The 22,286-nt window shown below is 71.3% G+C and carries 24 protein-coding genes; 17 read left to right on the top strand and 7 right to left on the bottom strand.

The window, feature by feature from the left end; all coding sequences use genetic code 11:
• The 6 genes from ACWCQM_RS38725 to ACWCQM_RS38700 form a co-directional block, all read right to left on the bottom strand.
• Complete coding sequence (locus ACWCQM_RS38725) at positions 1-834, bottom strand: DciA family protein (RefSeq protein ID WP_450919771.1); 834 nt, start codon at positions 832-834, stop codon at positions 1-3.
• Complete coding sequence (locus tag ACWCQM_RS38720) at positions 831-3,095, bottom strand: hypothetical protein (protein ID WP_450919770.1); 2,265 nt, start codon at positions 3,093-3,095, stop codon at positions 831-833. Before ACWCQM_RS38720 ends, ACWCQM_RS38725 begins: the two co-directional genes overlap by 4 nt.
• Positions 3,096-4,134: 1,039 nt before the next feature.
• Complete coding sequence (locus ACWCQM_RS38715) at positions 4,135-4,686, bottom strand: GNAT family N-acetyltransferase (protein WP_450919784.1); 552 nt, start codon at positions 4,684-4,686, stop codon at positions 4,135-4,137.
• A complete protein-coding gene (locus ACWCQM_RS38710) occupies positions 4,686-5,456 on the bottom strand; it encodes a GntR family transcriptional regulator (RefSeq protein ID WP_450919769.1) in 771 nt (256 codons plus the stop codon). The genes ACWCQM_RS38715 and ACWCQM_RS38710 overlap by 1 nt, the downstream gene beginning before the upstream one ends.
• A 94-nt stretch (positions 5,457-5,550) precedes the next feature.
• Positions 5,551-6,096 (bottom strand): UTRA domain-containing protein, encoded by a 546-nt coding sequence (locus tag ACWCQM_RS38705; RefSeq protein WP_450919768.1) that lies wholly within the window; start codon positions 6,094-6,096, stop codon positions 5,551-5,553.
• Positions 6,097-6,137: 41 nt separating this feature from the next.
• Positions 6,138-6,926: a GntR family transcriptional regulator gene (locus ACWCQM_RS38700; RefSeq protein ID WP_450919767.1), complete on the bottom strand. Its 789-nt coding sequence runs from the start codon at positions 6,924-6,926 to the stop codon at positions 6,138-6,140.
• A gap of 446 nt (positions 6,927-7,372) precedes the next feature.
• On the opposite strand from ACWCQM_RS38700, the gene ACWCQM_RS38695 reads away from it, so the two are divergent.
• From ACWCQM_RS38695 to ACWCQM_RS38635, 13 genes are all read left to right on the top strand, one after another.
• Positions 7,373-8,245 (top strand): hypothetical protein, encoded by an 873-nt coding sequence (locus ACWCQM_RS38695; RefSeq protein ID WP_450919766.1) that lies wholly within the window; start codon positions 7,373-7,375, stop codon positions 8,243-8,245.
• Between the two features lie 170 nt (positions 8,246-8,415).
• Positions 8,416-8,808: a hypothetical protein gene (locus ACWCQM_RS38690; RefSeq protein ID WP_450919765.1), complete on the top strand. Its 393-nt coding sequence runs from the start codon at positions 8,416-8,418 to the stop codon at positions 8,806-8,808.
• Positions 8,809-9,040: 232 nt separating this feature from the next.
• Positions 9,041-9,364 carry a WhiB family transcriptional regulator gene (locus ACWCQM_RS38685; protein ID WP_450919764.1) on the top strand — a complete coding sequence of 108 codons (324 nt, stop codon included), beginning with the start codon at positions 9,041-9,043 and terminating at the stop codon, positions 9,362-9,364.
• Complete coding sequence (locus ACWCQM_RS38680) at positions 9,361-9,540, top strand: hypothetical protein (protein ID WP_450919763.1); 180 nt, start codon at positions 9,361-9,363, stop codon at positions 9,538-9,540. The genes ACWCQM_RS38685 and ACWCQM_RS38680 overlap by 4 nt, the downstream gene beginning before the upstream one ends.
• 447 nt (positions 9,541-9,987) lie before the next feature.
• A complete protein-coding gene (locus tag ACWCQM_RS38675; protein ID WP_450919762.1) occupies positions 9,988-11,532 on the top strand; it encodes a DUF2637 domain-containing protein in 1,545 nt (514 codons plus the stop codon).
• Positions 11,533-11,667: 135 nt separating this feature from the next.
• Positions 11,668-12,216 (top strand): hypothetical protein, encoded by a 549-nt coding sequence (locus ACWCQM_RS38670; protein ID WP_450919761.1) that lies wholly within the window; start codon positions 11,668-11,670, stop codon positions 12,214-12,216.
• On the top strand, positions 12,213-12,419 hold the full coding sequence (locus ACWCQM_RS38665) for a hypothetical protein (protein WP_450919760.1): 207 nt from the start codon (positions 12,213-12,215) through the stop codon (positions 12,417-12,419). The genes ACWCQM_RS38670 and ACWCQM_RS38665 overlap by 4 nt, the downstream gene beginning before the upstream one ends.
• A 123-nt stretch (positions 12,420-12,542) precedes the next feature.
• Positions 12,543-15,311, top strand: coding sequence for a hypothetical protein (locus ACWCQM_RS38660; protein ID WP_450919759.1), 2,769 nt, complete (start codon positions 12,543-12,545; stop codon positions 15,309-15,311).
• A gap of 16 nt (positions 15,312-15,327) precedes the next feature.
• Positions 15,328-15,780, top strand: coding sequence for a conjugal transfer protein TraB (locus tag ACWCQM_RS38655; RefSeq protein WP_380955181.1), 453 nt, complete (start codon positions 15,328-15,330; stop codon positions 15,778-15,780).
• A gap of 87 nt (positions 15,781-15,867) precedes the next feature.
• A complete protein-coding gene (locus tag ACWCQM_RS38650; RefSeq protein WP_450919758.1) occupies positions 15,868-18,186 on the top strand; it encodes a hypothetical protein in 2,319 nt (772 codons plus the stop codon).
• Between the two features lie 40 nt (positions 18,187-18,226).
• The gene (locus ACWCQM_RS38645) at positions 18,227-18,415 is read left to right on the top strand and encodes a hypothetical protein (protein WP_030634042.1); all 189 of its coding nucleotides are present in this window, start codon (positions 18,227-18,229) and stop codon (positions 18,413-18,415) included.
• Positions 18,416-18,455: 40 nt separating this feature from the next.
• Entirely contained in the window at positions 18,456-18,653 is a 198-nt protein-coding gene (locus ACWCQM_RS38640; RefSeq protein WP_450919757.1) for a hypothetical protein, read from the top strand.
• A 90-nt stretch (positions 18,654-18,743) separates the two neighbouring features.
• On the top strand, positions 18,744-19,238 hold the full coding sequence (locus ACWCQM_RS38635) for a hypothetical protein (protein ID WP_450919756.1): 495 nt from the start codon (positions 18,744-18,746) through the stop codon (positions 19,236-19,238).
• Between the two features lie 78 nt (positions 19,239-19,316).
• Here the strand turns inward: ACWCQM_RS38635 and ACWCQM_RS38630 are convergent, their stop codons facing one another.
• A complete protein-coding gene (locus tag ACWCQM_RS38630) occupies positions 19,317-19,535 on the bottom strand; it encodes a hypothetical protein (RefSeq protein WP_450919755.1) in 219 nt (72 codons plus the stop codon).
• A 100-nt stretch (positions 19,536-19,635) separates the two neighbouring features.
• Between ACWCQM_RS38630 and ACWCQM_RS38625 the strand changes: the two genes are divergently transcribed.
• The 4 genes from ACWCQM_RS38625 (at position 19,636) to ACWCQM_RS38610 (ending at position 22,277) form a co-directional block, all read left to right on the top strand.
• Entirely contained in the window at positions 19,636-20,394 is a 759-nt protein-coding gene (locus ACWCQM_RS38625; protein ID WP_450919754.1) for a hypothetical protein, read from the top strand.
• Positions 20,395-20,554: 160 nt separating this feature from the next.
• Complete coding sequence (locus ACWCQM_RS38620) at positions 20,555-21,154, top strand: hypothetical protein (RefSeq protein WP_450919753.1); 600 nt, start codon at positions 20,555-20,557, stop codon at positions 21,152-21,154.
• A 156-nt stretch (positions 21,155-21,310) separates the two neighbouring features.
• Positions 21,311-21,772 (top strand): RRQRL motif-containing zinc-binding protein, encoded by a 462-nt coding sequence (locus tag ACWCQM_RS38615; RefSeq protein ID WP_450919752.1) that lies wholly within the window; start codon positions 21,311-21,313, stop codon positions 21,770-21,772.
• A 28-nt stretch (positions 21,773-21,800) separates the two neighbouring features.
• Positions 21,801-22,277, top strand: a complete 477-nt coding sequence (locus ACWCQM_RS38610; RefSeq protein WP_450919751.1) for a hypothetical protein — start codon at positions 21,801-21,803, stop codon at positions 22,275-22,277.
• Positions 22,278-22,286: the final 9 nt, after the last annotated feature.

Here is a 22,286-nt window from a genome sequence, read left to right as displayed (position 1 = left end):
TCACGCCGTACGGTCCAGCCGCTGCGGCGCGGCCGCCGCCGGGGTGATGGTGGCCAGCCCGGCTCGTTCGGCGGCGAGGCGCTGTAGAGCCCGCGCTCGGGATATGTCGCTCGGCCGGACCTGCTGCTGGGCGGCCGCTTTGGCTCGCAGTTCATCGAGGGCCTGGCGGCCGTCGGCGAAGTGCTCCTCAGGTTCCCGGAGCCGTTCGCGGAGCTGCCGTTCGGCTGCGGCCTGGATCCTCGGGTTGGGGTGCTGCTGCCCGCTCCAGGTGGCGCGGTGGGCGGCGATGGCTTCGCGGTAGCCCTCCGGCGGATCCGTACGCCGCATCGGTGCTGCGGGTGCGGTCGACGGTGGGTCCGGTTCGGCGGCCGCCGTTGCGGGCGCGGCGTTTACGGGTGAGGGTGCCAGGACGTGCAGGGCGCGGACGTTCGCACCGGGCACCTTCTCGTTGGCCGCCGCGACCAGCTTCGGCGCGCTCCACCGCAGCTGCGTCCCGGCTGCCGGAAGGTCGGGGACGACGTCCAAGCGGCCGGTGTCCGCGTCGAAGGCCACGGCCTTCACGCGCCCGGCAAGTTCGGGCACGACCGCGGCCAGGATGGTGTCGAAGGCGGCGAGGACGCTTCCGCCAGCGGCCGGGGCGGTCATGCCGCGCTCGGTCATCATCCGGTTGATCGCACTGCCCAGCCCGAGCGGCTCACGGCCGTCGCGCCGTGCGACGGTGGTGGTGCGCCGCTTCGGCTTCTTAGCGGTGGCGCCGTTCTTCCTCGCCGCTTCCCGGGCCGCGAGCAGGGCCTGGCGGGCCAGGTCGACGCCGGACACTTCGCCGCTGCTCACGACCGCTCCCAGGTGGAGTAGCTGAGGTTCAGGTGCCCGAGCCGGGCGTGGTGCTGTGCCTGGTCGACCAGCTGGTTGCTGAACAGTCGCCTCGCTGACGGCTCCCCGTAGTGGTCGATGTGGTCGAGGAGGACCTGGTGGTCCTTCATCGCCCGCACCCGCCAGTCACGCACCTGGTCGGCGGTCAGCTCCTCGAGGACGAGCTCCTGGTCGTCGTCGGCGACGTCGGCGGTCTCCGGCTCCACGACCGGAGCGGCGGCGGCCGGGCGCGGCGCGGGCAGCGCGACCGTGGCCAGCGAGGCGGCCGGGACGTCGTCGGCCGGCTGCGCGGCGGCTGCTTCGGCGCGGGCCGCTTTCGCCTCGGCCTTCCGGGCGCGGTACTCCTCCCACTCGGCCGCCTGCGCCCACGCCCTGGCCGTCACGGTCTCGTGCAGCTGCCGGTCGGTGGCCGCCCGCCGCTCGGTCGCGGAGGCTCCGGGCATCGCGGCATCCACGGCGGCCCCGACCGCGTGGCGGGTGGCACGGCTGTCGGCCTGCCGGTCCTCGCAGCGCGGGCAGTCCCGGCCGGAGTCGAGCAGCGAGCCCTCATCGCACCGGGGCTCCGCACACAGCCGGATCTGCGGCAGTCCCCGACCGATCAGCCAGCCCACCGGGTCCGTGATCGGGCCACCCAGCCGCATCTGGTTCTCCAGGCGCCGGGCGAGCCGGTCGGCGAGGATCTGCGGCGCGTCGCCGGAACCGGCGAACCCGGTCACCCGGGCCAGCTCGGCACGGACCTTGGCCTCCACCAGACACCGGGTACCTCGGCTCTCCAGGCGAGCCCAGACCAGTTTGACCGGGGCCAGGACGGCCCGCAGATCCAGCGACGGCAGAGCCACCCTCCCCCGCTGCTGCCTGCCCTGGCCTTCGCCCTCCAGGACCCGCTCGCTGCCACCGGCCACCGGCCCGCAGCCATCCTTCCCGCCTTCAACGACCGGGGACTTCTTCGGCTGTTCCCCGCGCAGCGGGCCACCCTCGCCGTCGACCAGCGTCAGCCGGGCAGCTCCATCGCCGTCCACGGCCTGGTCCTCGCGCTCGCACGCGCGGTCCGGCAGATCACCGAACCCACCACGGCCTTCGCCGGAAAAACCACCAGAGAGCGAGAGAGAAGAGCGGGGAGTAGCCAAGGAAGGGTGGTCAGTGTGAAGGGCTGCCGCAACGTGGGGGTCTGCAACATCCATCTCATCGGCAACCGAGGCATCGCTGACCTGCGGATCTTCATCGGACTGCGACGGTTCACTATGCCCTGCTGCAACACCGCGCTCTGAAAACACGGGTTCCAGGGCCTCCGCACGGTCCTCCCGGACCACGTCGGCACCACCACGGCCATGCGCAGCAGCGACCGCCGGCACCAGCAGCCGCGACCGGTTCGCGAGCCCGGACGCCGTCCCCAGGCGCACCCGGAACACCAACTCCCGGCCCTCCAGCCGTCCGAGGATCCCAGCCGCCGCGGCGGCCGTGCACCCCATCAGCCGGGCCAGCGTTGCCGCCGCCCGGCCGCGCTTGGTGTCCACGCTCCCGCCGCACAGCCGAACCCGCCCGGACTCCCGCGCCTCCAGCACCAGCAACAGCAGCGCGAGGCGGTCCGTCGCCGCGCCCCGGCCGGTACGCGTACCGATCAGCCCGGCAGGCGACACCCGGCCATCCCGGTGCTTCCACCCGGGCCCCATCACGGCCTCCAACAGCCGCTTCAGCGTCACGTACTCCTTCTTCGCCAGGTTCAGAGGGTGCCCGAGCACGCTCTGCGCGTCCCACAGCGGCACCACCTTGCACTCCAGCCCGACGTCCTGGCCGTAGTCGCCCTCCGCCGTCTCCACCGACACCACACCCGAGCGACGCAGCCCCGGAACGACGTCGGAGGCCATGTACGACACGGACGCCCCGATCCACCGCCCCAGCTCCGAAGTGCGGATCTCCACCACACCCGTCTCCGACGGCGTCCGCGACGCCAGAACCAGCACCGCCAGGCGCACCGCGTCCGACGCACCGCTCAAACCGTCCGCGTCCAGCAGCTCCCGTACCGCACCACCCAGCCGGGCGCGCGCGTCCCTGCCGAGCGACAGCGGATGACCCGCCGCCCGCTTCGGGACCGGCCCGGCCTGCGCCGGGACCGACCGCAGCCGACGCCGCGAGCTCCCGCCCGGCACGTCGTCGACGGAGTTGTCCACGACCTCCCAGACGTCGTGGTCCAGCACGGCGGCCGACGCCGCGCCCGCGCTCACAGAGCACCGCCCTTATACCGGGTGACTGACCCGTACACGTGCGTTCCTACAAGAGAAGAGAAGCGTGTCGCAAAAGGCGTAGAAGAGGATGAAGCGACCGGCGATCCCGTCACACGGGACGATCCGGACGACCAAACCCACCCGAAACGGGCGGGGGTCCGCTTTCCATAAACCGGGAGATCAGGCACTATGACGGGGACACCAACTTCATATCGGTAGCTCAGACCGTGACCAGCCCCCTTGCGGGAACGGCCACGATCACGTGGACCCCCGAGCCCGACGGCCTGCCAAGGCCACCGGAACCCGGGGTGAAACGACACCGACCTTCGACGGGCCCCTGCCACGGGAAGCCGTAGAAGATCACTTCGGCCGAACTTCACGGGCCCCCTGCCACGGGAAGCTCACGAAGCTCTGTTGTTGGCCAGACCTCACCGGCTCCCTGCCATAGGAGCCCCGAGGAACTGGGGTGAAGCGCCCGCTTACCAGGCGGGATTTTGCTGATGTTGCGTGTTGCGTTGAAAGTCCCAGCTCAGTGAGCTGGAGCCTGGAGCCGGGTGTGAACCGGAGACCAGGCGGCCGACCTGATGGTCGGCGCGATGGGCCGCGCGAGGCCGAAGTGGATTCCCGTCCACCTCATTGGCGCGCGCGGCCGGTGACCTAGGTCATCCCGACCCCCTCGATACCGATGGTGGAGTCGGCCTGCCCGAAAACGATGTGCCCGAAGGTGTGACCGCCGGAGCCAACCGGCCGTGCTGCGCGTGTAGTTCCGCGCGAGCGGGTACTCTTCATCCCGCGATCACCTCCCTTTTAGGTGCATCGTCCGGCGAGGCAGAGCCTCGTTCGAGAAGCCCCAGGTGACCGGCCCCGGTCCCTGGGGTTCTCGCGTTATGGATCATGTCTGCGCACAGCCTAACCCCAGCACCTGACGAAACCGCCGGACGCATTCGCACAAATTCCCCAGCACCACGAATGCCGCTCCCGCCTGACGGGAAGCCAGAAGCGAATTGCAGGGCAGGCGACATGCTGATCGGGAGGCCTCTCATCGCTTTGTCTCTGACGTGCTGGGAGCGGTCAGCAACACGCCCGGGTGGCGTACGACCGAGGCTGACCGTTGCCCCAGCCACCCGGACAGCCGATGAGTGGGAGCCTCGGTGCGGACATGCTCAAAGCCTTCGCGTAGGTAGAACTCCTGCAGCGCCTGGTTGTCGCGCCAGCAGTCCAACCGGACCCACGGCTTACCCTGCGCGCGGGCCTGGCTGCCGGCCCAGTCGAGGAGACGGCCGCCGAGGCTGCTGCCCTTCGCGGCCCGTGTGGTGATGAGCTTCGCTACGTAGACGGCGCTGTCAGGGAAGTCGCTCGGTTTCCAGAAATCCATGTCGGCCGGAGCGAGAGTCACCGTGGCAAGCAGCGAATGGTCCTCAACGACCCAGGTGCGGCCGGCTTCGATATCGATCATCCATTTCGCCAAGGCCGGACCGCGAGTCTCCGGGTTCCGCCATTGATCGATTCCTGCGGCAGCAAGCCAGCCTTCCGCCTCGATGCGCAGCCCCATCAAAGCGTCGACATCCGCCGTGGTGGCCAGCCGAAGCATCACCGGTTGATCTCCATTTCGTAGATGATCCGATTGCGGTCGCCCGGGGCGATCGTGACCATCACGCGGATCGGAACGCCGTTGCCTCCGTAGCCAATTCGAGCGTGCTGGCATACGGGAGTGCCCGGGAGGTTCTGCAGGTTGAGGCGCTCGATCTCGGTGCTCGTGGGCATCCTGATGTCGAGCTCGTCGCGGAGGCGGTGCTGCGGGTTCCCCGTAGCGGCGAGGATGCCGCCCTTCATGGCCACGTCGCGCTCCTCCATGAGAGGGGTGCCTTCAGCGATCTCAACCGGAAACCACGAGTCCGCGAGTTGGCACGGCTCACCGTCGACGAGACGAAGCCGCCGACGGGCAACGACGGGCGTGCCCGGCTCCAATTGGAGCCAGTTGGCGATGTCCTTGGGCGCGGGTTCAGTCGAGACATGCGGGATGCCTTGCTCAGGCTCTCTCCCCTGGGCTCGAACCTGCGCCTTCCAGTCGTCAACGTTGGTCACAGGGTCGTCGCTTCGCTCCCCCCGTTCGTACTCACCGGGATTCCAGAGCAACGGGTTGTAGACCCGCACGAACACGCCCGCGCCCTGCCGGGCAACGATGTGACCCGACTCCTTGAGCTGGGTGATGGCCCGATACACGAGCAGCTCGCTGACATCGAACTCCTCCGCGATCTGCTTCGTGCTGGGCAGCTTGTCGCCCGGCTGCAGCGCGCCGGAGTCGATCCGGGCGCGGAATTCCTCCGCGAGCCATCTGGATGTAGCGGGCTTCCTAGTCATGGCGGGAACCTTAGCGCAACTTCCTATAGGAAGTAAGCGGGCGGGGTCGTCCAATCGATCAGCGACCGACCGAACGACCCCGAGGGCCGTTCGGTCAGCTGGTGGGCACGCTGTAGCGCAGCACCCATGCATCCGGAGCCAGGGTGTGCACGGTCACCTCGACAGCGCGACCTTCGCTGGTTCGGCCGACATGGATGATGCGGATCAGGAGAGTGCCGGCCTCGATGCCGAGCGCGGTCGCTTCAGCCTCGCTCGCCGCGTGCTGCTGGATCTCCTCAGTGACCTCGGCCTGCTCAAAGCCGGCCTCCGCCATACGCGAGATGATCCCGCCCTTGCCCGGGTCGGGCTGCTCAATTCCGGCGGCTTCGGCAACATCGAGCGGGATGTAGGAGTCGGCCAGCTGCACCAGGCGGTCGTCGCTGAACATCAAGCGCTTACGAGTTGCCGCCTCGGCTCCGACCTCCACACCGAGGATCGTGGCGACGACGGCCGGCACCGCGTCGCGCTCCACGACCGTCTCGACGCGCGGGATGCCGCCCAGCTTCCGGATTTCGGTGTCGAACGCCCCACGCGAGGCTCCCTCCTCCCGGCGCGCACGCAGGTAGCGGGTTGAGGAGTCACGCACGATCTTGTCGCTCACGGTGATGAATCCGTTCTTCGTCTGGTGATGGTGATGGGTCGTTATGCCGGAGCGCCTGGTGCGTCCGGCGGGTCGATCGGCCAGGTGTAGCTCAACGTCCAGAGCGTCGTCGACACCACGTGCACGCAAGCTTCGACAACTCGCCCCTCTTCACTGCGGGCTACGTGCGTGATCTCGTACACCTGGCGCTCTACGGGAATGGCCAGAGCGCTGGCCTCTGCCGGAGTGGGCGAGCGGACGTCGATGGTCTCCGTGATCGTCCGCTGACCGTGGCCCAGCTCTTCCAGCCGGGACTTCGAGCCTCCCGCTCCGGTGTCCTGCTGTTCCAGCTGTGTACCGAACGCGATTCTGCCCGGGAAGTAGCTGGTGGCCAACTGGACGACGATCTCGCCCGCGAACATGACCCGCGCCCGGATCAGCACCGTGTCCGGTACCGAAGGGTCCACATCCAGCAACTCGGCAATGCGGGCCGGAGGGGTGCCCCGGCTGATGTCGGTCTTGCTGGCCGGCGCCATCCCCAAGCGCTCGATCTCGGCCGCGAAGGCACCACGAGCCCCGCCTCGTTCACGGGCGACACGCATGTACCGGCCGGTTCCGTCGCGGTGGATCTTCCCCAGGATGGGCGACACGATCGTGCCCAGCTTCTGGACGCCGATGGTCAGTCCCCTCTCGGTCAGGTCGCTGTATGCCCGCTGGACCGTGGTCCGTGAGCCGCGACCAGCAGCCACGAGTTCGGCGATCTTCGGCAACTTCGCGCCGGGCAGGTACACGCCTTCAGAGATCTCGTTCGCGAGCTCGTCCGCGAGCTGCTTCCACCGTGGCGTTGCCATGGCACGCCTCCCTTCCTACGGTCTGACGACCCATCCAACCTTAATTCCGGTATTAACGCACGGGACCGCTTGACCCGAAGGAAAAAACCGGGATTATTCAACATGCCTGGTGTTGCGGTCCTTGAACGCAGAGTCACCGCACCTCCGGCGAACTTCCTATCGGAAGCTGTTGACGGTGCCGCTCCTGCGGGTCTACTGTCTGCATCAACTTCCGATAGGAAGTTGATGCACCACCGCAGAAGCGCTTCCCCGATGGGGAGGACCAGGGTCGATAGCACGACCAAATCCCCTGGGCCGGTCACCTGGCCGGATGTCTTCCGCTGCACGTCGCAGCGCTGATGCGCTGTCCGATCGACCAGGACGCCGGCCTCGGCCGGAAGCCCTGGGGGTCGGAGAGCCCACCCGCGACGCAGCCCCCTCTCCCCTTCCACCGGAGGAGTTCCCTCATGGCCGCAATCACCGCGGAGCCCAAGGCCCGCAAGCGCCGGAAGACCCGTACGAAGAACGTCAGCAGCCTCTCGCCGCTCGTCGCCTCGCAGTTCACGGCGAGCCAGATCGATCTGACGCCCGGCAAGGAGCACGCGATCTGCCCGGCCTGCACGTGCTGGACGCCGATCACCGGGGTCCTCGGCACGCCGGTGCTGGTCCCGCACCACACCACCCCGTACCACGACCGCACCCCCAACCCCCGGCGCTGCTCCAACAGCAACCGCCGGATCGTCCTCAACACCGCGCCCGAGGCGTGGCGAGAGGAGATGGCGGAGCGGACCGAGGTGTCCGCGTCGGTCGCCTCCCGCCGGGCGACGAAGGTGCTGCCCAAGCCGAAGAAGGGCCCGGCGCCCACCCCGGTCCACCGCCTCGCGACGCAGGGACCGCAGAGCGCACCGGCCCTGCCCCGCCTGGTCCCCCTGCTTGAGCGCGCCCGCCGCGCCGTCGACCGGCACCACATCGGCTGCTTCCTCTGCAGGGCCGGCGGGCGGTGCGAGACGGGCCGCGCCCTGGAGGTCCGGGCCGCTGAGACGCAGGCTTCCTGCACGATCGCCCGGGAGCAGCTGCACCGCCAGGAGCGCGAGCAGGGCGGCCGGTCGGCCGCTCCGACGCGCCGCTCCGAGTGGGCGGCCGTGCTCCCGGCGGTCCGGGACGCCGACACCCGCCGTATGTCCGTGCCGGTCCCGCGCGGCCGGGCCGAGGCGCCCGCCCAGGCCGGAACCGCGAACGTGCCGACGGAGCCGGAGAACCTCGAGGCGTACGACCGGCGGCAGGCCGAGCTCGGCCAGCAGTACGCGCAGCGGAAGGGCTCGGTGGCTCTGTCCGCCTGACCCGCCCGGGACGAACGACCGAGGCCCCGGCCGACCCCACGAGAGGGGGTCGGCCGGGGCCTCGGCTGCTCGTAGCAGTCGACTCCCCAAATGGGGAGTGATCGCGACAGCCCTTGGGATTGCAGCCCTCGGGCTGTCCAGGACCTGACTCGGAGGACCTGATGCAGCACATGATGACACGCACGATCCCGGCTCCGTCGTCCGGCATCTACGACGACATGACCGAGGACGACAACAAGCGCGGACCGGAGCGCGACGAGACCGACCACTGCTTCCAGCAGCTCGTGAAGCAGCTGGTGGACGACGGCGATACCCGTGCCGCCGTGGCCGGCCGCCGGGTACGGCGCACGCTCCAGGAGATGGCCCCCGGCTACGTCCGTCAGCCGGTGCTGATCCTGCACCGGCCGGTGATGGGCGGCCAGTGCCCGCTCTGCGAGCGGTTCAACTGCACCGGGCACGACTGCCCGCCCGGCGTCACCGCGCTGGACGAGCAGGGTCACAAGGACCTGAGCGACAAGGTCGGCAAGAAGAACGAGCGCAGCGAGAAGCCCTACCCGAAGTAGTGGTTCCCCTCATACGCGCCGCCCGGACCGCGCAGCACCTCGCGGTCCGGGCCCTCACCGTCCACGGCCTGGCCCACCCGATCACCCTCGCGCTCCTGGCGGCCGCCTCCACGGCGGCCGCCAGGGCGTGGGAGGCCGGTCACCAGGTGACAGACATTCACCCCGCCAGCACAGCGAGCAGCCCCGGGACGCACCCCGGGGCTGCTCCGTACGGACCTTCCAGGAGGCCCTGATGAACCCCTTCTCCATCGTCACCGCCGTCTACGCCCCCTCCGCCGACCTGCCGGTCAACACGAACTGGCGGACCCGCAGCGCGTGCCGCACCGAGGACCCGGACCTGTTCTTCCCCATCGGCACCACCGGCCCGGCCGTGGTCCAGGCCGAGGAGGCCAAGGCTGTCTGCCGCCGCTGCCCGGTCATGGAGGCCTGCCTGGACTGGGCGCTGGAGTCCGGCCAGGACCACGGCGTGTGGGGCGGCACCGACGAGACCGACCGCCGCCGGATCCACCGCCGGGCCGCGCGCCTGCGCCTCAAGGAACAGCGGTCCGCGGCGTGACGAAGCGCGGCTTGTACGAGCTCTACATGGCCGCCGCCGACGCCGTCCGCGACCACGACGCCACGTGCACCACCTGCACGCCGGAGCGCCGCTGCCCGCCGGGCGCCCGCCTGTACGGCGAGCTGGTCCGGCTCCAGGACGACTACCTCGCCCAGCAGCGCACCCGGCGCACCTGACCCGCCCCCCTTTCGCGCCCGCCCGGCGGAAGCCGTTCCCAGTTTCGGGCCCGCCCCGCGCCGTTTCGCGAGCACGCCCGCCCGCCTCCCGGACCGCCGGCCTTCTTGGGCGGCCGGAGCGGGTAGAGCGGGTGTCCGGTTCGCAGGTAACCGTCCGCACCATCGGCCGTTTCGGGAACGCCTCACCGCGTTTCGGGAGCGGCCACCGCCGTTTCGCGCCCACCCGGACAACCCCTTCTGGAGGACCTCGTGACGATCACCGACTGGCCGCGAACCGCGGCCGAACCCGACCCCGCCTCGCCCCCGCCGCACGCCGTTTCGGAGACACCGGCCGCCGTTTCGGGAACACCCGGCACCGTTTCGGAGACACCGGATTTCGTTTCGGAGACGCAGAAGCGGAATCCGGACGACACCCTTCCCGTTGTCCCGCGCGGCCCGCTGACGGGTATGCAGAAGCTCGCCGTCGGCGGGATCGTGGCCTTCGCCCTGGTGCTCGCCGGCATCGGCCTCTACCTGTCGTTCGCGCACGTCGCGGAGTTCGCGCACGAGGAGCTGCGCTTCGGGTCGCTGGAAAAAGGCCGGCTGTTCGCTGTCGGTGTCGACGTCGGGATCATGGTGATGATCGCGGTCGACCTCCTGATGGCGTGGCTCAAGCGGCCCATCACCTGGATCCGCTACCCGGTATGGCTCCTGACCAGCGCAACCGTCGTCCTCAACGCCGCCTCCGCCGCCCCGAAGGACCGGCCGTGGGAGCTGCTGGACTACGTCGCCGCGTTCGCGCACGGCGTCGTCCCGATCCTGTTCATCATGATCGTGGAGGTCGGCCGGGACGCGATCGACCGGATCGTGCGCCCCGGCCGGGAGGGCCACGACGCGATCCCGCTGATCCGCTGGATCCTCGCCCCCGTCGCCACCCCCCGGATCTACCGGCGGATGCGGCTGTGGGGGGTGGCCTCCTACAAGGAGATGGTCCGCCGCGAGCAGGACCTCCTCGCGTACGAGCAGTGGCTCAAGCGCAAGTACGACGGCGACCTGTCCCAGGCCACCGACGACGAGCGGCTGCCGATGAAGATGGCCCCCTACGGCTACACGGTCAGCGAGGCCCTTGCCATGCCTGACCAGCAGGAAGCCGACGCGGAGCAGCGGGAGGAGGAGGCCGAGCGGCGGCGCCTGGAGGCGACGACGCGCAAGGAGCTCGCCGAGAAGCGGGCCGAGGCCGAGCGCCTGGAGGCCGACGGCCAGCTCGAAACGGTGAGGGCCCGGGTGGACAGCGAGAAGGGCATGGCCCGCGCGCAGTCCAAGGCCCAGATCGCTGCTGCCGAGCGGGCCGCCGCCCGGGACGAGGCGGCGCTGGAGACCGTCGTTCAGGCCGAGGCCCGCACCCGCCGGGCCGAGGCCGAGCGCCAGGAGGCCGAAGCCCGCGAGGCGACGGCCGACGCTGACCTCCGTACGGCCGAGCTGGAAGCCGCTGCGGCCGAGAAGCGGAAGGCGGCGGCGGAGGCCGACCGGGTCGCCGCCGCCGAAGCGCAGGCGGTCGAGACCCGGACCATCGCCGAAGCCCGCCGGGCTGCTGCCGAAGCCGACCGGCGTGCTGCCGAAACGGAGAAGGCTGCTGCCGAAACGCGGCGGGCTGCTGCCGAAACGGCGCGCCTGGAGGCGGAAGAGATTGAGCGTCAGGAGGTCGCCGCCGCCGGTATCGAGGCCGCCCGCAAGGCTGCCGCCGAAACGGCGAGGGCCGCTGCCGAAACGCGGCGGGCTGCTGCCGAAATGGAGCGGGCCGCGGTCGAAGCCGAGGACATCGCGCGGCTCAAGCCGCGCGAGCGGGGGCTGCGCAAGGTCGCCCGGATGATCCTCGCCGTCGGCGGCGACGCCGAGAGCCTGCCGCTCGCCGACATCCAGCACGAGCTGCTGCTCAACTCCCCCGGCACCGCTTCCGAGTACCGCGCCGAAGCCGCCCAGATGCTGGCGGACGGCTACGTGCCGGGGCAGTGACCTGCACCAACAGGCCGTTCGACGGTTCCACCGGCCCCCGAGACGAAGACAGCGCCTCGGGGACGCGGTGAAGGCGCCGCAACGCCACGACAAAGCCTCCCAGATCGCCCCCGCCCCCAGAAGGAGAACCCCCTCATGGATATCAACGCCCTGTTCACGGATGCGGGCCTGCGGGCCTTCACCGCGACCGTCCGCGACCAGCACGTTCGTGACGCCCAGCAGTACGGGCAGATCGCCGACATCGTGCGCAGCCGCCTCCAGCAGACGCCGATCGAGGGCGACCGCTGGATGGCCAAGAGGCTGCGGGCCTGGAAGGTCGCCCGGCAGCTCAAGGCCATGGAGAAGGCGTCCACCGAGGCCGCGGCCAAGGCCGAGGCCCTGTACGCGACCTACGTCAACGAGGTCCTGGAGCTCCCGCAGCGCAGGGCGGTCGCGGAGGCCAAGCGCCTGGAGCGCAAGCAGGGCCGCCAGGCCGCCGTCGGCGCGGCCGTCGCCGGGTCGCTGAACCGCACGGTGACCGCGCTCAACACCCCCCAGGAGCAGCCCGGCGGCACGGTTCCGCAGGCGAGGCCGGCGGAGTTCGTGACCCCGGACAACCCCTGGCAGCAGTGGCCGATGGCGGCCGGCGGTGAGCGGCCGACGAGCACGATCAACGACTACTTCGCGAAGGGAGAGGGGCAGTGACGGCGACGCCTCGGCAGACGCAAAACCGTGCGAAGCACTGGAACGGGCGGGTTGCCGAGGCCACGACCGATCAGGAGCGGGCCGGGGTCTGGTACGACGCGTGCCGGACCCTGGCCCGCCAGGCCGAGCGCGAGGGCAAGCCGAGCCTGTGGCCCGCGCTCACCCAGGTACTGCACGACTTCTACAAGCAGCACGGAGGGTGACGAAGTTCTTCTTCATCACCGCCTCCTCCCCACCGCCCGGAGCACCCCAAGGCGCGCGCGTGTCGTGCGCGCGCGAGGGTGCCCCAGGCGGTGACCGTCTGTCAACTCCGAGAGGGAGACGTCATGGCCGACGACGACGGCCCCAACAACGTGATCAACTTCCCCCGCGTGGGCTTCACGGCTCCCACCGACCCCCCGGCCGAGCCCTCCGAACCGGCCTCCGCCGACGTACCGTTCGCCGCCCCCGCAGACCCCGCCCCGGCCGCCCCGGAGGCGTTTGCACCCGCGACGCGAACCGACCCGATGGGCGTCATCGCGGCCCTCCCGGACCCCGGTCAGGGAGCCCCGTTCGCCGCCGCTCCGGGGCCCACCGCGACCCCGGCTCCGACCGGTGCGGCGGTGCCGTCGACCTTCCGCTCGGAGGGCGCCCCGGCACCCGCACCGCCGGGGCTCGGCTCGCTGTCCCTGGCGGCGGTCCTCGCGGTGTCCCTCGCGGCGATGCGCGGGATTCACTCCAGCATCGCCACAGGCCGGGCCAGCCGGGAGCAGCGTGAGGCGGTCGCGAAGACCGCGAGCAGCGGCAAGGACGGCTCACCCAAGGGCGGTTCCAAGAAGCCGGTGCCGTCCGGACCGGAGAACGGCCGCAAGGCCCTCCAGAGCGGTCCTGGCGGCTCGTCAGGACGCTCCGGCTCCGGTGGTCCGGGCCGTTCCGGGCGGGGCGGCAGCGGGTCGCTCAGCGGCTCGGGAGGCCGGGGGCGCGGCGGGTCGACGACCAAGTCGCCCAGCGGCTCCGGCAGCGGTTCCGGTGGTGGCCGAGGACGGGGTTCGGGCGGTAGTGCAGGCTCCGGCGGTGGCGGCGGTCGCACCAACTCGCCGAAGAAGAACAGCTCCGGAGTCACCCCGCTGACGCGCACCTCGCAGGGCGGCGGCCACAGCCTCAAGAAGAACCGCAACCCCGGATCGTCCGGGGGCTCGGGCGGTTCGGGCGGCGCCGGTAAGGGGCCGAACAACAGCGGCGGTGGCGGCAGGAAGAACCGCGGCCCCGGTGGCGGTGGCGGGTCCGGCTCCTCCGGAGGTGGCTCCGTCCTGAACCGCAAGCGCGGACCCGGCAGCACCGGGACCGGTGCCGGGGGGTCCGCAGGTGGCTCGCACAAGAAGCACGGGCCGGGCACCGGCAAGACGACGGGCCCCAACCTGGGCAAGGGGAACAAGACCACACCCCCCACGAAGGGGACAGGCGGGAAGTCCACGTCCGGTCCGTCCGGCCCGAAGGTTCCGAAAGGGTCGGGCACCGGGAAGGGCACAGCGTCCGGGCCGAAGAGCGGCACGAAGAAGTCGCCGCGCGGGACGACCGGCCCGTCCGGGATCCTGCGCAAGAAGCCCGGCACCACCACCTCGGGCACCGGCCCGAAGACGAAGCCGAAGTCGAAGGGCGGCAGCGGCTCGGGCACCACGGCGCCCGGCAGCAAGCGCGGCGGCGGGAAGAAGACCAAGCCCCGCTCCGGCAAGGGCGGGACGGGCCCGGCCTCCGTGCCCGCGCCGGTGCCCACGGCACCGGGCGGGAAGTCCCGCAAGGGCAAGAAGCAGGTACTGACGCCGGGCATCGCGCACGGCACGTTCGCGTCATCGGTGAAGCAGGACTGCCGCTGCCGCGCCTGCCGCCGCTTCAAGAAGGAGTACAGCCGGAAGGTCCTGGGGGCGATGAAGTCCGCCGCCCGGGGCCGGACGACCTTCGGCGAGGCTGTGCACGAGACCGCTGAGAAGCGGCTCAAGCGCCGCCGCAAGAAGATGGGCCCGCCGGTCGTCACGAAGGTCAAGGTCAGGAAGCCGAAGAAGAAGTCCGGCCCGAAGACCAAGACCACCAAGCCCGGCAGCACCAAGCCCGCCGGCCCCGCCGGGAAGGCTCCCTCCGGGCCCGCAGCGAAGACACCGTCGGGTCCGGCCGCGAAGGCCCCGACCCGCCGCACGCCCTGGTCCACGGCCAAGGCGCGAGCCCGCAAACGCGCCCGGATGCGCACCACCACGGTCCCCACCCCGGCGACCGGCACCACCACCACGCCCCCATCCGCGCCGCCGGTTCCACCCAACCCCCCGGCAGCTGCACCGGCCCCGGCCGTCGCGCCCGCCGCGCCGGCCGGAACTGCCGGTGCTGCCACCGCCTCGCCCCCGTCTCCGGCTCCGCCGGGTCCTGCTGCTGTACCGGCCCCGGCCGCCGCAGCCACCGGACCCGGTACGGCTCCGGCCCCGGTGGGCGGGGGCACGGTGCCGGGCACCGGTCAGCAGCGACTGACGCCGTTCGAGGCGATGGGCATGGCCACGGCGGTACCCGCCCAGGCCGGGCCGATCACGGTCGAACGCGCCGATACCCCCGGGCCCAGCCCGGCGTCCGGTGCGGGCGGTCCCGCCGACCACCCGAGCACGAAGGAGAACAGCGTGAGCACTGCTCCCGACACCCGCGACAGCTGGATGGCCCAGTGGGGCAGCGGCGGCATCGCGGACATGGACGCCCAGCACCAGACGGAGGTGACCCTCGACGACACCCTCGACGTCCTCGAGGAGCTCACCGCGCAGTCGTTCACGGCGCACGAGACCTGCAACAAGCTCTCCGCCAAGGCCCGGCAGATCCGGTACGAGCTGGAGGACCTGGCCGCCGACCTGCGCTCCACGCACAACGTCATCGGCCGCCTGACCGGCGCCGCGATGGCGAAGCTCGCGGAGTCGATGGAGGTGCTGGACCGCAAGGCCAGGGAGATGGCCACCAAGTCCCTGACGGCCGCCGAGCTGTCCGAGAGCGCGGAGAACGCCATGTTCGACGCCTACCGGCCGCTCCAGCAGGCCACCGAGGACACCGGCCTGGCCGTCCCCGCCGCCCGCATCCACAACCAGAACTAAGAGAGGAGATCACCACGTGAGCGACAACCTCCCCGCCATCCCCGGCATGAACAACACCGTCGCCAGCAGCACCGGCGGTACAGGCGGCGGCGGCCTCGGCTTCCTCGCCCTCGCAGGCCGCACCGCGAAGCTCGCCGCCTCCGCCCTCTTCCTCAAGGAGGGCATGCACCGGCTCCGCTCCCACATGGAAGCCAACTCCACCGCCGCCCTGCGCCTGGCGGAGATGTGCGGCCAGGCCGAGGTCGAGCCCCGCTTCACCTCGATGATCGAGGACGTCTCCACCGCCCTGACCGGCGTCGCGGAGGCATCCGGCGACATGGTCAACGCCGCCGACTCCGTCGACACCGACGCCCGCGGCTTCAACGGCGCGCACGAGCAGGAGTACCGCCCCGGCTACGAAGCCTCCAACGGCTCCGGAGTCCAGCAGGCCAAGCCCGGCTTCTACCGGCGCACCGGGCGCCGCAACTAACCCCAACCCACCCCTCCGCAGCCACGGGGCCGCACCCACACCGGGCGCGGCCCCGTGGCTGCGCCCTGCCCAGATACGGAGGCTGCGTTGAACACCACCGACCAGGCGGCACCGGCCGTCGACACCACCAAGCGCGTCCCGACGCACGTCATCTACCGGCGCGTCCTGGCCGAACGCACCTCCTACGCCCTCGCCGCCGCCGGGATGGCCGTCGGACCGCAACTGGACGACAGCGCCTGGTCCTACCTCGCCTCCGGCGGCATCGGACTGGGCACCCTGGCCTGGCTGTACGCGAAGACGAAGAACACCGAGGGCCAGGGCCTGAGCGCCATCGTCCGGGCGCAGCGCGCGATCCCGTTCCTCACGGCCGCCGGCACCTACGTGGCGAACCTGATCACCCCCGGCTTCAACTGGTGGGAGATCGTGGACGCCGCCGCGTGGGCCGGGCTGATGGGCTGGATGGCGCCGCTCACCCGCAGCGCCGGCCTGGTCCTGGAGCTCACCGAGCACCAGGCGCAGACCGGCACCGGCCTAGTGCCTCGGGAGCTGACGTACACCGAGTTCCTCGCCGCGAAGTGGGCGCAGGCCACCGGCGACGGCACCCGGCTCGTCTCCATCGCCCCCTACCGCGCCGACCGGCCCGACTTCGAGGCCGTCGTCGTCGCCCAGGCCGGGAAAGCCGTCCCCACCTTCACGGAGGTGCAGCTCGCCGCCGCGTTCGACTTCCCGGTCGGCACGGTGCGGATGCGCCCGGTGCAGGGCTCGGGGCCCGGCCGGATGCGGCTGGTCGCCCGCCCCACCTCCGAGGACACCGAGGCCGTCGCCGAAGGCATCCGCGGCCTGTGGGAAACCGCGGTCGCCGCCCCGGGCAAGGCAGCCCCCGGCGTCGACCTGATCGACCACCGCACCGAGAAGGACCGCATCGTCCTCCTGGTCGCCTCCCCGCCGGGCAAGACGATCTACCTGCCGCACACGGCGATCTGCTCCGCGTTCGGCATCGACGACCCCTCCCGCCTCGTCATCGAGACCGACGGCATCCGCCAGGGCGTCGTCTCCGTCTACAGGACCAACCCGCTGATGAAGGTCCGCAAGGCCACCGTCGACGACCTGACGATGGACTCCAAGGGCCGCATCACCATCGGCGTCTGCCACGACGGCAAACCGGCCCGGATGCGCCTGTGGGAACCGGGCCAGGGCGCGCTGCGCGGCATCACCGCAGGCGTCACCGGCGCGGGCAAGAGCGTGCTGCAGAACCTGATCCTCGCCGGGGAGAAGCGCTCCGGCATCGTCTCCTGGGTCGGCGACGTCCAGGGCGGCATGAGCCTCCCCGAGGCGGAAGGCAGGGTCGACTGGTTCGCTAAGGGCCCGGTCGAGACCCTGCTGATGCTCACGGCCGCGCACGCGGTCATGAAGTACCGCGAGCGCATCAGCAACGAGATGGGCCGCGGCGACTTCGCCCTCGGCAAGCCGTGGCCGCTCATCAACATCACGCTGGACGAGATCAACCGGCTGCTGTCCCACCCGGACGAAGCGATGCGCAAGGCGACCGCCTACCTCATCGCCGACATCCAGAAGACCGGCCGCAAGGTCGGCATCGGCATCCGGCTCGCCGTGCAGTCCCTGCACCTCAAGGACCTCGGTGACGACGACGCGATCCGCCAGCAGGGCAAGGTCGGCGCCCTGTTCCTCATGCGCACCGCGAGTTCGTCCACCAAGGAGATGGGCCTGGACGGCATCGCCCCGGCCGGCTTCCAGATGGAGAACATCCCCGCCCGGATCTACGAGAACGGGCAGATCGAAGCGCTGTTCTCCGGCCAGGACGACGAGGACGGCGAATCCACGGCCGGGATGGCGTACATGTTCCTCGACGGCCGGGCCAAGTTCATGCGCACCTTCTTCGCCGAGAAGGTCGACGGGGTCTATCCGGACCTGATCGCCCTGTACGGCGAAGAGCCGGCCAACGGACTCACCCCGGGCGAGGCGGCGGCCGCGCAGGCCAAGGTCGGCCTCTACGACCTGCGGCACACCAACCCGTACGCCGACTGCGACACCCTCGCCCAGGCGTTCTCCGGCGCCCCCGGCAGCACCCCGGCAGCCAGCGACCCGGCCCCCGCAACCGGCACCGACGGTGAAGGTGATGGCGGCGAAGCTGCGGCCGCGCCCGTCCCGTTCGGCGGGCCGTTCGCGGACATCCCCTTCGGCCTCGACAACGACCCCGGCGAGGAGCCCGGTCTCCAGGACCAGATCCTCGAACTCCTCGCGGACGGGCCCAAGCCGCTCAAGGACCTGCGTGCCGCGCTGCCGGATTTCCAGCCCTCCAGCGTCAGCAACGCCTGCTCCCAGCTCAAGGCGAAAGGCCTGGCCACCACGCGCAAGCGCGGCGTCTGGCAGCTCACCGACAACTGACCCCCACCCCGGCACCCCGACTCACCGAAGGAAACGAACCGTGGCCCTCTCGATCTCCCTGGTCGTCCTGCTCGGCATCATCGTCCTCATCCTCGTACGCACCGGCTACCAGCGGATCATGCCGGGCATCGCCGTCTGCCTGTTCGGCTTCTTCCTCGCCGGCACCGGCATCGCCCCCACGGTCAACAGCGCGATCTCCTCCCTCACCGGCTGGATCAGCAGCTTCTGACCAGCCCGATCCCACCCGCCCGTACGCGAAGGAGAGCCCGATGAACAACCGCCCCCTGGTCCTGGTGGCCGACGCGGCCGACGTCCTCGCGGCCAGCCCCGAAGCTCGCGCGCTCGTCACCGAGCTGCTGCTCACCGGCCGCCGCAACGGCCTGGTCGTCCGCACCGAGGACCGCCGGTCGCTGACGCAGTACCCGACGCCCGATGCCCTCGACGAGGCCGCCGCCAACCCCCAGTAGCCCCCGCCCCGCTCCCCCACCCCCTGCGCCCTCCCCGCCCACCTGGCGGGGAGGGCGCCCCGCTTCCCCCCCCTCGAACCGGAGATCACCGTGGACTTCGAGCCCATTACCCGCCCGCTCACCGACGACGAAGCCCGCGCCGAAGCCGAGCGGATCATCACCCAGTCCTTCCAGCCCGCAGCCCCGCCCGTACGGCACTTCCCGACGTCGTTCCGCGACAACACCAAGGTCCCGCCGTACGGCGACACCCCGCCCGTCCACCAGGACGACAAGCGGATCGTCCCGGCCTGGGCCGCCGGAATCGCGGTCGCCTCTATCGGCGTCGGCGCGGGCATCACCGGCATCGGGTGCGGGGCCTGGCTCGTACTCCAGGGCCTGGCCTCCGTCACGCTCTACGGCGTCCTCATGGTGACCCTGCCGTTCGCCGGACTCGCCATGGTCGCCACCGCCATCGGCGGCGCGATCAGCAAGGCCCGATCGGTGTCCAAGACGGTCTACGAAGGACCGGTCGTGCAGAACACGCAGATCACCAACACCAGCAACCAGCGAGGGATGTTCTCCCGCACCCGCAACGACGTCCGCTGACCCGGGCGCCCTGCCTCGCATCCGACACCGCCCGCCAGCCGGGCCTCGGGTGCGGGACAGGCCGTCCGGCCTGACCGGTCAGTCGTAGTCGATCCAGATCCGCCCGTCGTCATCGACCTCGGCACCCCGGATCTGCCCGTCGACGACCGCCCGGTCGATCGTCACCTCGACCTCGTAGTCGACGTCGATCCACAGCACACCGTCGTCGTCGGTGAACGCGGGCCAGATCGTGCCGTCCGTGTCGATGACCTGGTCGAAGACGATCTCCACCGGCTCATCGCGGGTGAACCACCCCATCGAAGCCGCCCCCTTCACCTCTGCCGATTCCGTCGCTCACCCACAGCTTGGCCCACTCGCACGCTCCGTGAACCCTGCTTCACCAACAAGGAGTTGCCCCATGCAGCCCAACGACCACGCGCCCCGTACCGACCGCCAGGACCTCGCGCACCTCCCCGTGCCCGTCCCGAAGACGCCGCCCAAGCAGTCCGTGTTCGCGGCGCTGCGCAGCTGGTGGGACAAGGCGTGGGAGGACGACGGCGTCCTGAACCTGATGTGGATGGACATCCTGAACGTCCCCCAGGACGGCCCCCGGAACATGGCCCCCTGGATCCGGGCCGTTGTGATGCTGGTCGGAGCGTCCTTCGTCGTCCTGGCGGTCCTGGCCGCCGGTGAGGCCGCCCTCCGCGTGCTGCACCAGCTGCTCACCGCCGTGCCCACGGTGCAGGTCGGCGTCGACACCTCCGACAGCGTCCTCGCCATCGTCGACCAGCCGGTCCGCACCTACATCGCCCAGCACTCCGCCGGCCTCCCGATCGCCGCCTCCACCGTCTACACGCTGTGGCTGGCCACCGGCATCGCCGCCGTGGTCCTCGGCTACTTCACCCGGAGCAACGCCCTGCGGGCGATGTGGACCGGCTGGGGCGCGACCACGGTGTTCATGGTCTGGACGGCCACCCCGGACACCAGCCGCACCGTCGCCGTCGCCTTGACGGTCCTGGCCTGGACGCTCCTGTCCGCGCTCGCCCTGAACGGGCTGACCCTGCGCCGCACCGTCGGCCGCCCGGCCCACCCTGCGAAGGTCCCCGCGCGGCCCGACGTCCACATCCACATGCCCCCGGCCGCAGACCGGCACAGCAACTGCCCCTTCCGGGACTGATCCGGTCGCTCCGCCCGGTCCTTGCCCACCCCGGTGGGCGAGGACCGGACAGGCCGCCCGGCCACCCACCACACCCCGCGCCCCGCCGACGCACCTTGCCGGCGGGGCGCAGCGCTGCCCACGTACCGCCCCCGACCGATCGCGAAGGAGCCCCAACACCGTGGCACTCATCGACTTCTTCACCCGCAAGCCCGCCGCCCCCGCCCCGCCGGCGGAGGCCCCCGAGCCGGAGGCGTGGCCGGAGATCGGCGAGACGTGGAAGCCCGAGGGCCTTCCCGTCGCCGAGCGGTACTACAACCAGGCCCACGCCGTCGTCCTCGTCGCCCGCACCAGCCAGGACCCCTACGGCACGGCTTACTACCTCGTTGCGTGCCTGGGCTGCCACTTCCTCAGCACCCGCACCAAGTACCACAGCTCCTACATCCGCTACGCGCTGGGACAGGCCGCCGAGGCCGCCAACGCCCACGCGAGCACCTGCCGGGCGCTGCCCCGCGAACTCCCGCCCCGCCCCGACGAGGACACCGCCCGGAACCTGCTGCGCTCCTGGGTGACGGCCATGGCACGCCGGAACCTCCTGCACCCCGATATCGACCTCGACCTCGCGGAGTTCGACTCCGGCCGCCTGGAGCTCCAGCGCACCAACGAGTGGATCCAGACCGAGCTGGAGGCGCTCGCTGCTGACCGGAGCGACCTCCTGGTCGTCCGTCGCGACGACCGCACCGGCACCGTCCGCTTCCGGGCCAGGCCTCTCCCTCGCTGACCGGCCCCGTACGACCGCCCGCACCATCCCTGCTCCTTGGAGGTCCTTCGTGCTCACGCCCCGCCCGCGCCGCCGGATCGGCCGCCCCCGCCCGCAACGCCCCGGGCCCCGCTACCCGTACCGTCCCGCCCGGCTCCCCGGTACCTGGAGCCGGTGATGCCCCGCACCCGCAAGAAGCGGTGGGAAGTAGCCCGGGTGCCGCGCGGTGAGACGGCCCTGCCCGAGTTCGATCGTGGCGCCGTACCCGAAGGCCTCGTTACGCGGCGCGCTTTGCGGGAGATGGGGTTGAGCCCCGGCGACAACGAGGGTCCGGTCGCGATCCTGCGGTGCCGCCTGTGCGCGACCCGCCCGAACTGGTCGTGCCGTCATCCGACTCGCGGGTTCCTGCTCCGGGTCGACCTGGCCCGGCCCAAGCGCGTCCCGACGTTGGCTCAGGAGCTGGCTCTGGACCGCGCCATCGCCGCCAGGAGCACCTGCCCGAAGTGCGCTCGCCGGTACGTCTACTGCCTGCCCCTGCGCACCGTCGGTTCCTGCGACCCGTGCGCCCAGGGCTACGAGCCCAGCCCCGACACCTACTTCACCACTGCCACGTCGGTCACGCACCGGCTGGCCGCCTGAACACCTCAACCGAAGGAGCGATCACACCGTGACCGAGACCCTCACCCCGCCCGCCATCAGCCCGGCGGCCGGCTCTCCGCTGGCCCTCCTGTTCGAGATCGTCGCGACCACCGCCCGCCTCACCACGGACGAGGAGCGCGACGTGGCGGAGACCGCGGCCGCCGACCACATCTACAGCGCCTACCCCGACACCCTCGGCCAGGCGGTGGACCACGACGCCTGGACCGGCTACCCCGCCCTGCGCGACCCCGCCGTCCAGCCCAGCGCCGTGGCACACCTGGACGGCGGGCTGTGGCTCCACCACACCATCACCGCCGACGCCGACTACCGCGACGCCCTCACCCTGCTCGTGCCCTGCACCTGCGGCCACGGCTACGTCGCATCGCTGCTGGAGGACGAGAACGACCTCCTGGAGCTTCTCCAGGAACTCCGCCCCACCGGCGGTCACGCCGTTCACAGCGGCGACACCGGCGGCCCGTACTGCGCCAGCACCCCGACCCGCTGAGCCGGTGCG

This window comes from Streptomyces sp. NPDC002125 (assembly GCF_053593715.1).
The sequence above is the reverse complement of the archived record's forward strand: the minus strand, read 5'-3'. Positions and strand labels throughout refer to the sequence as shown.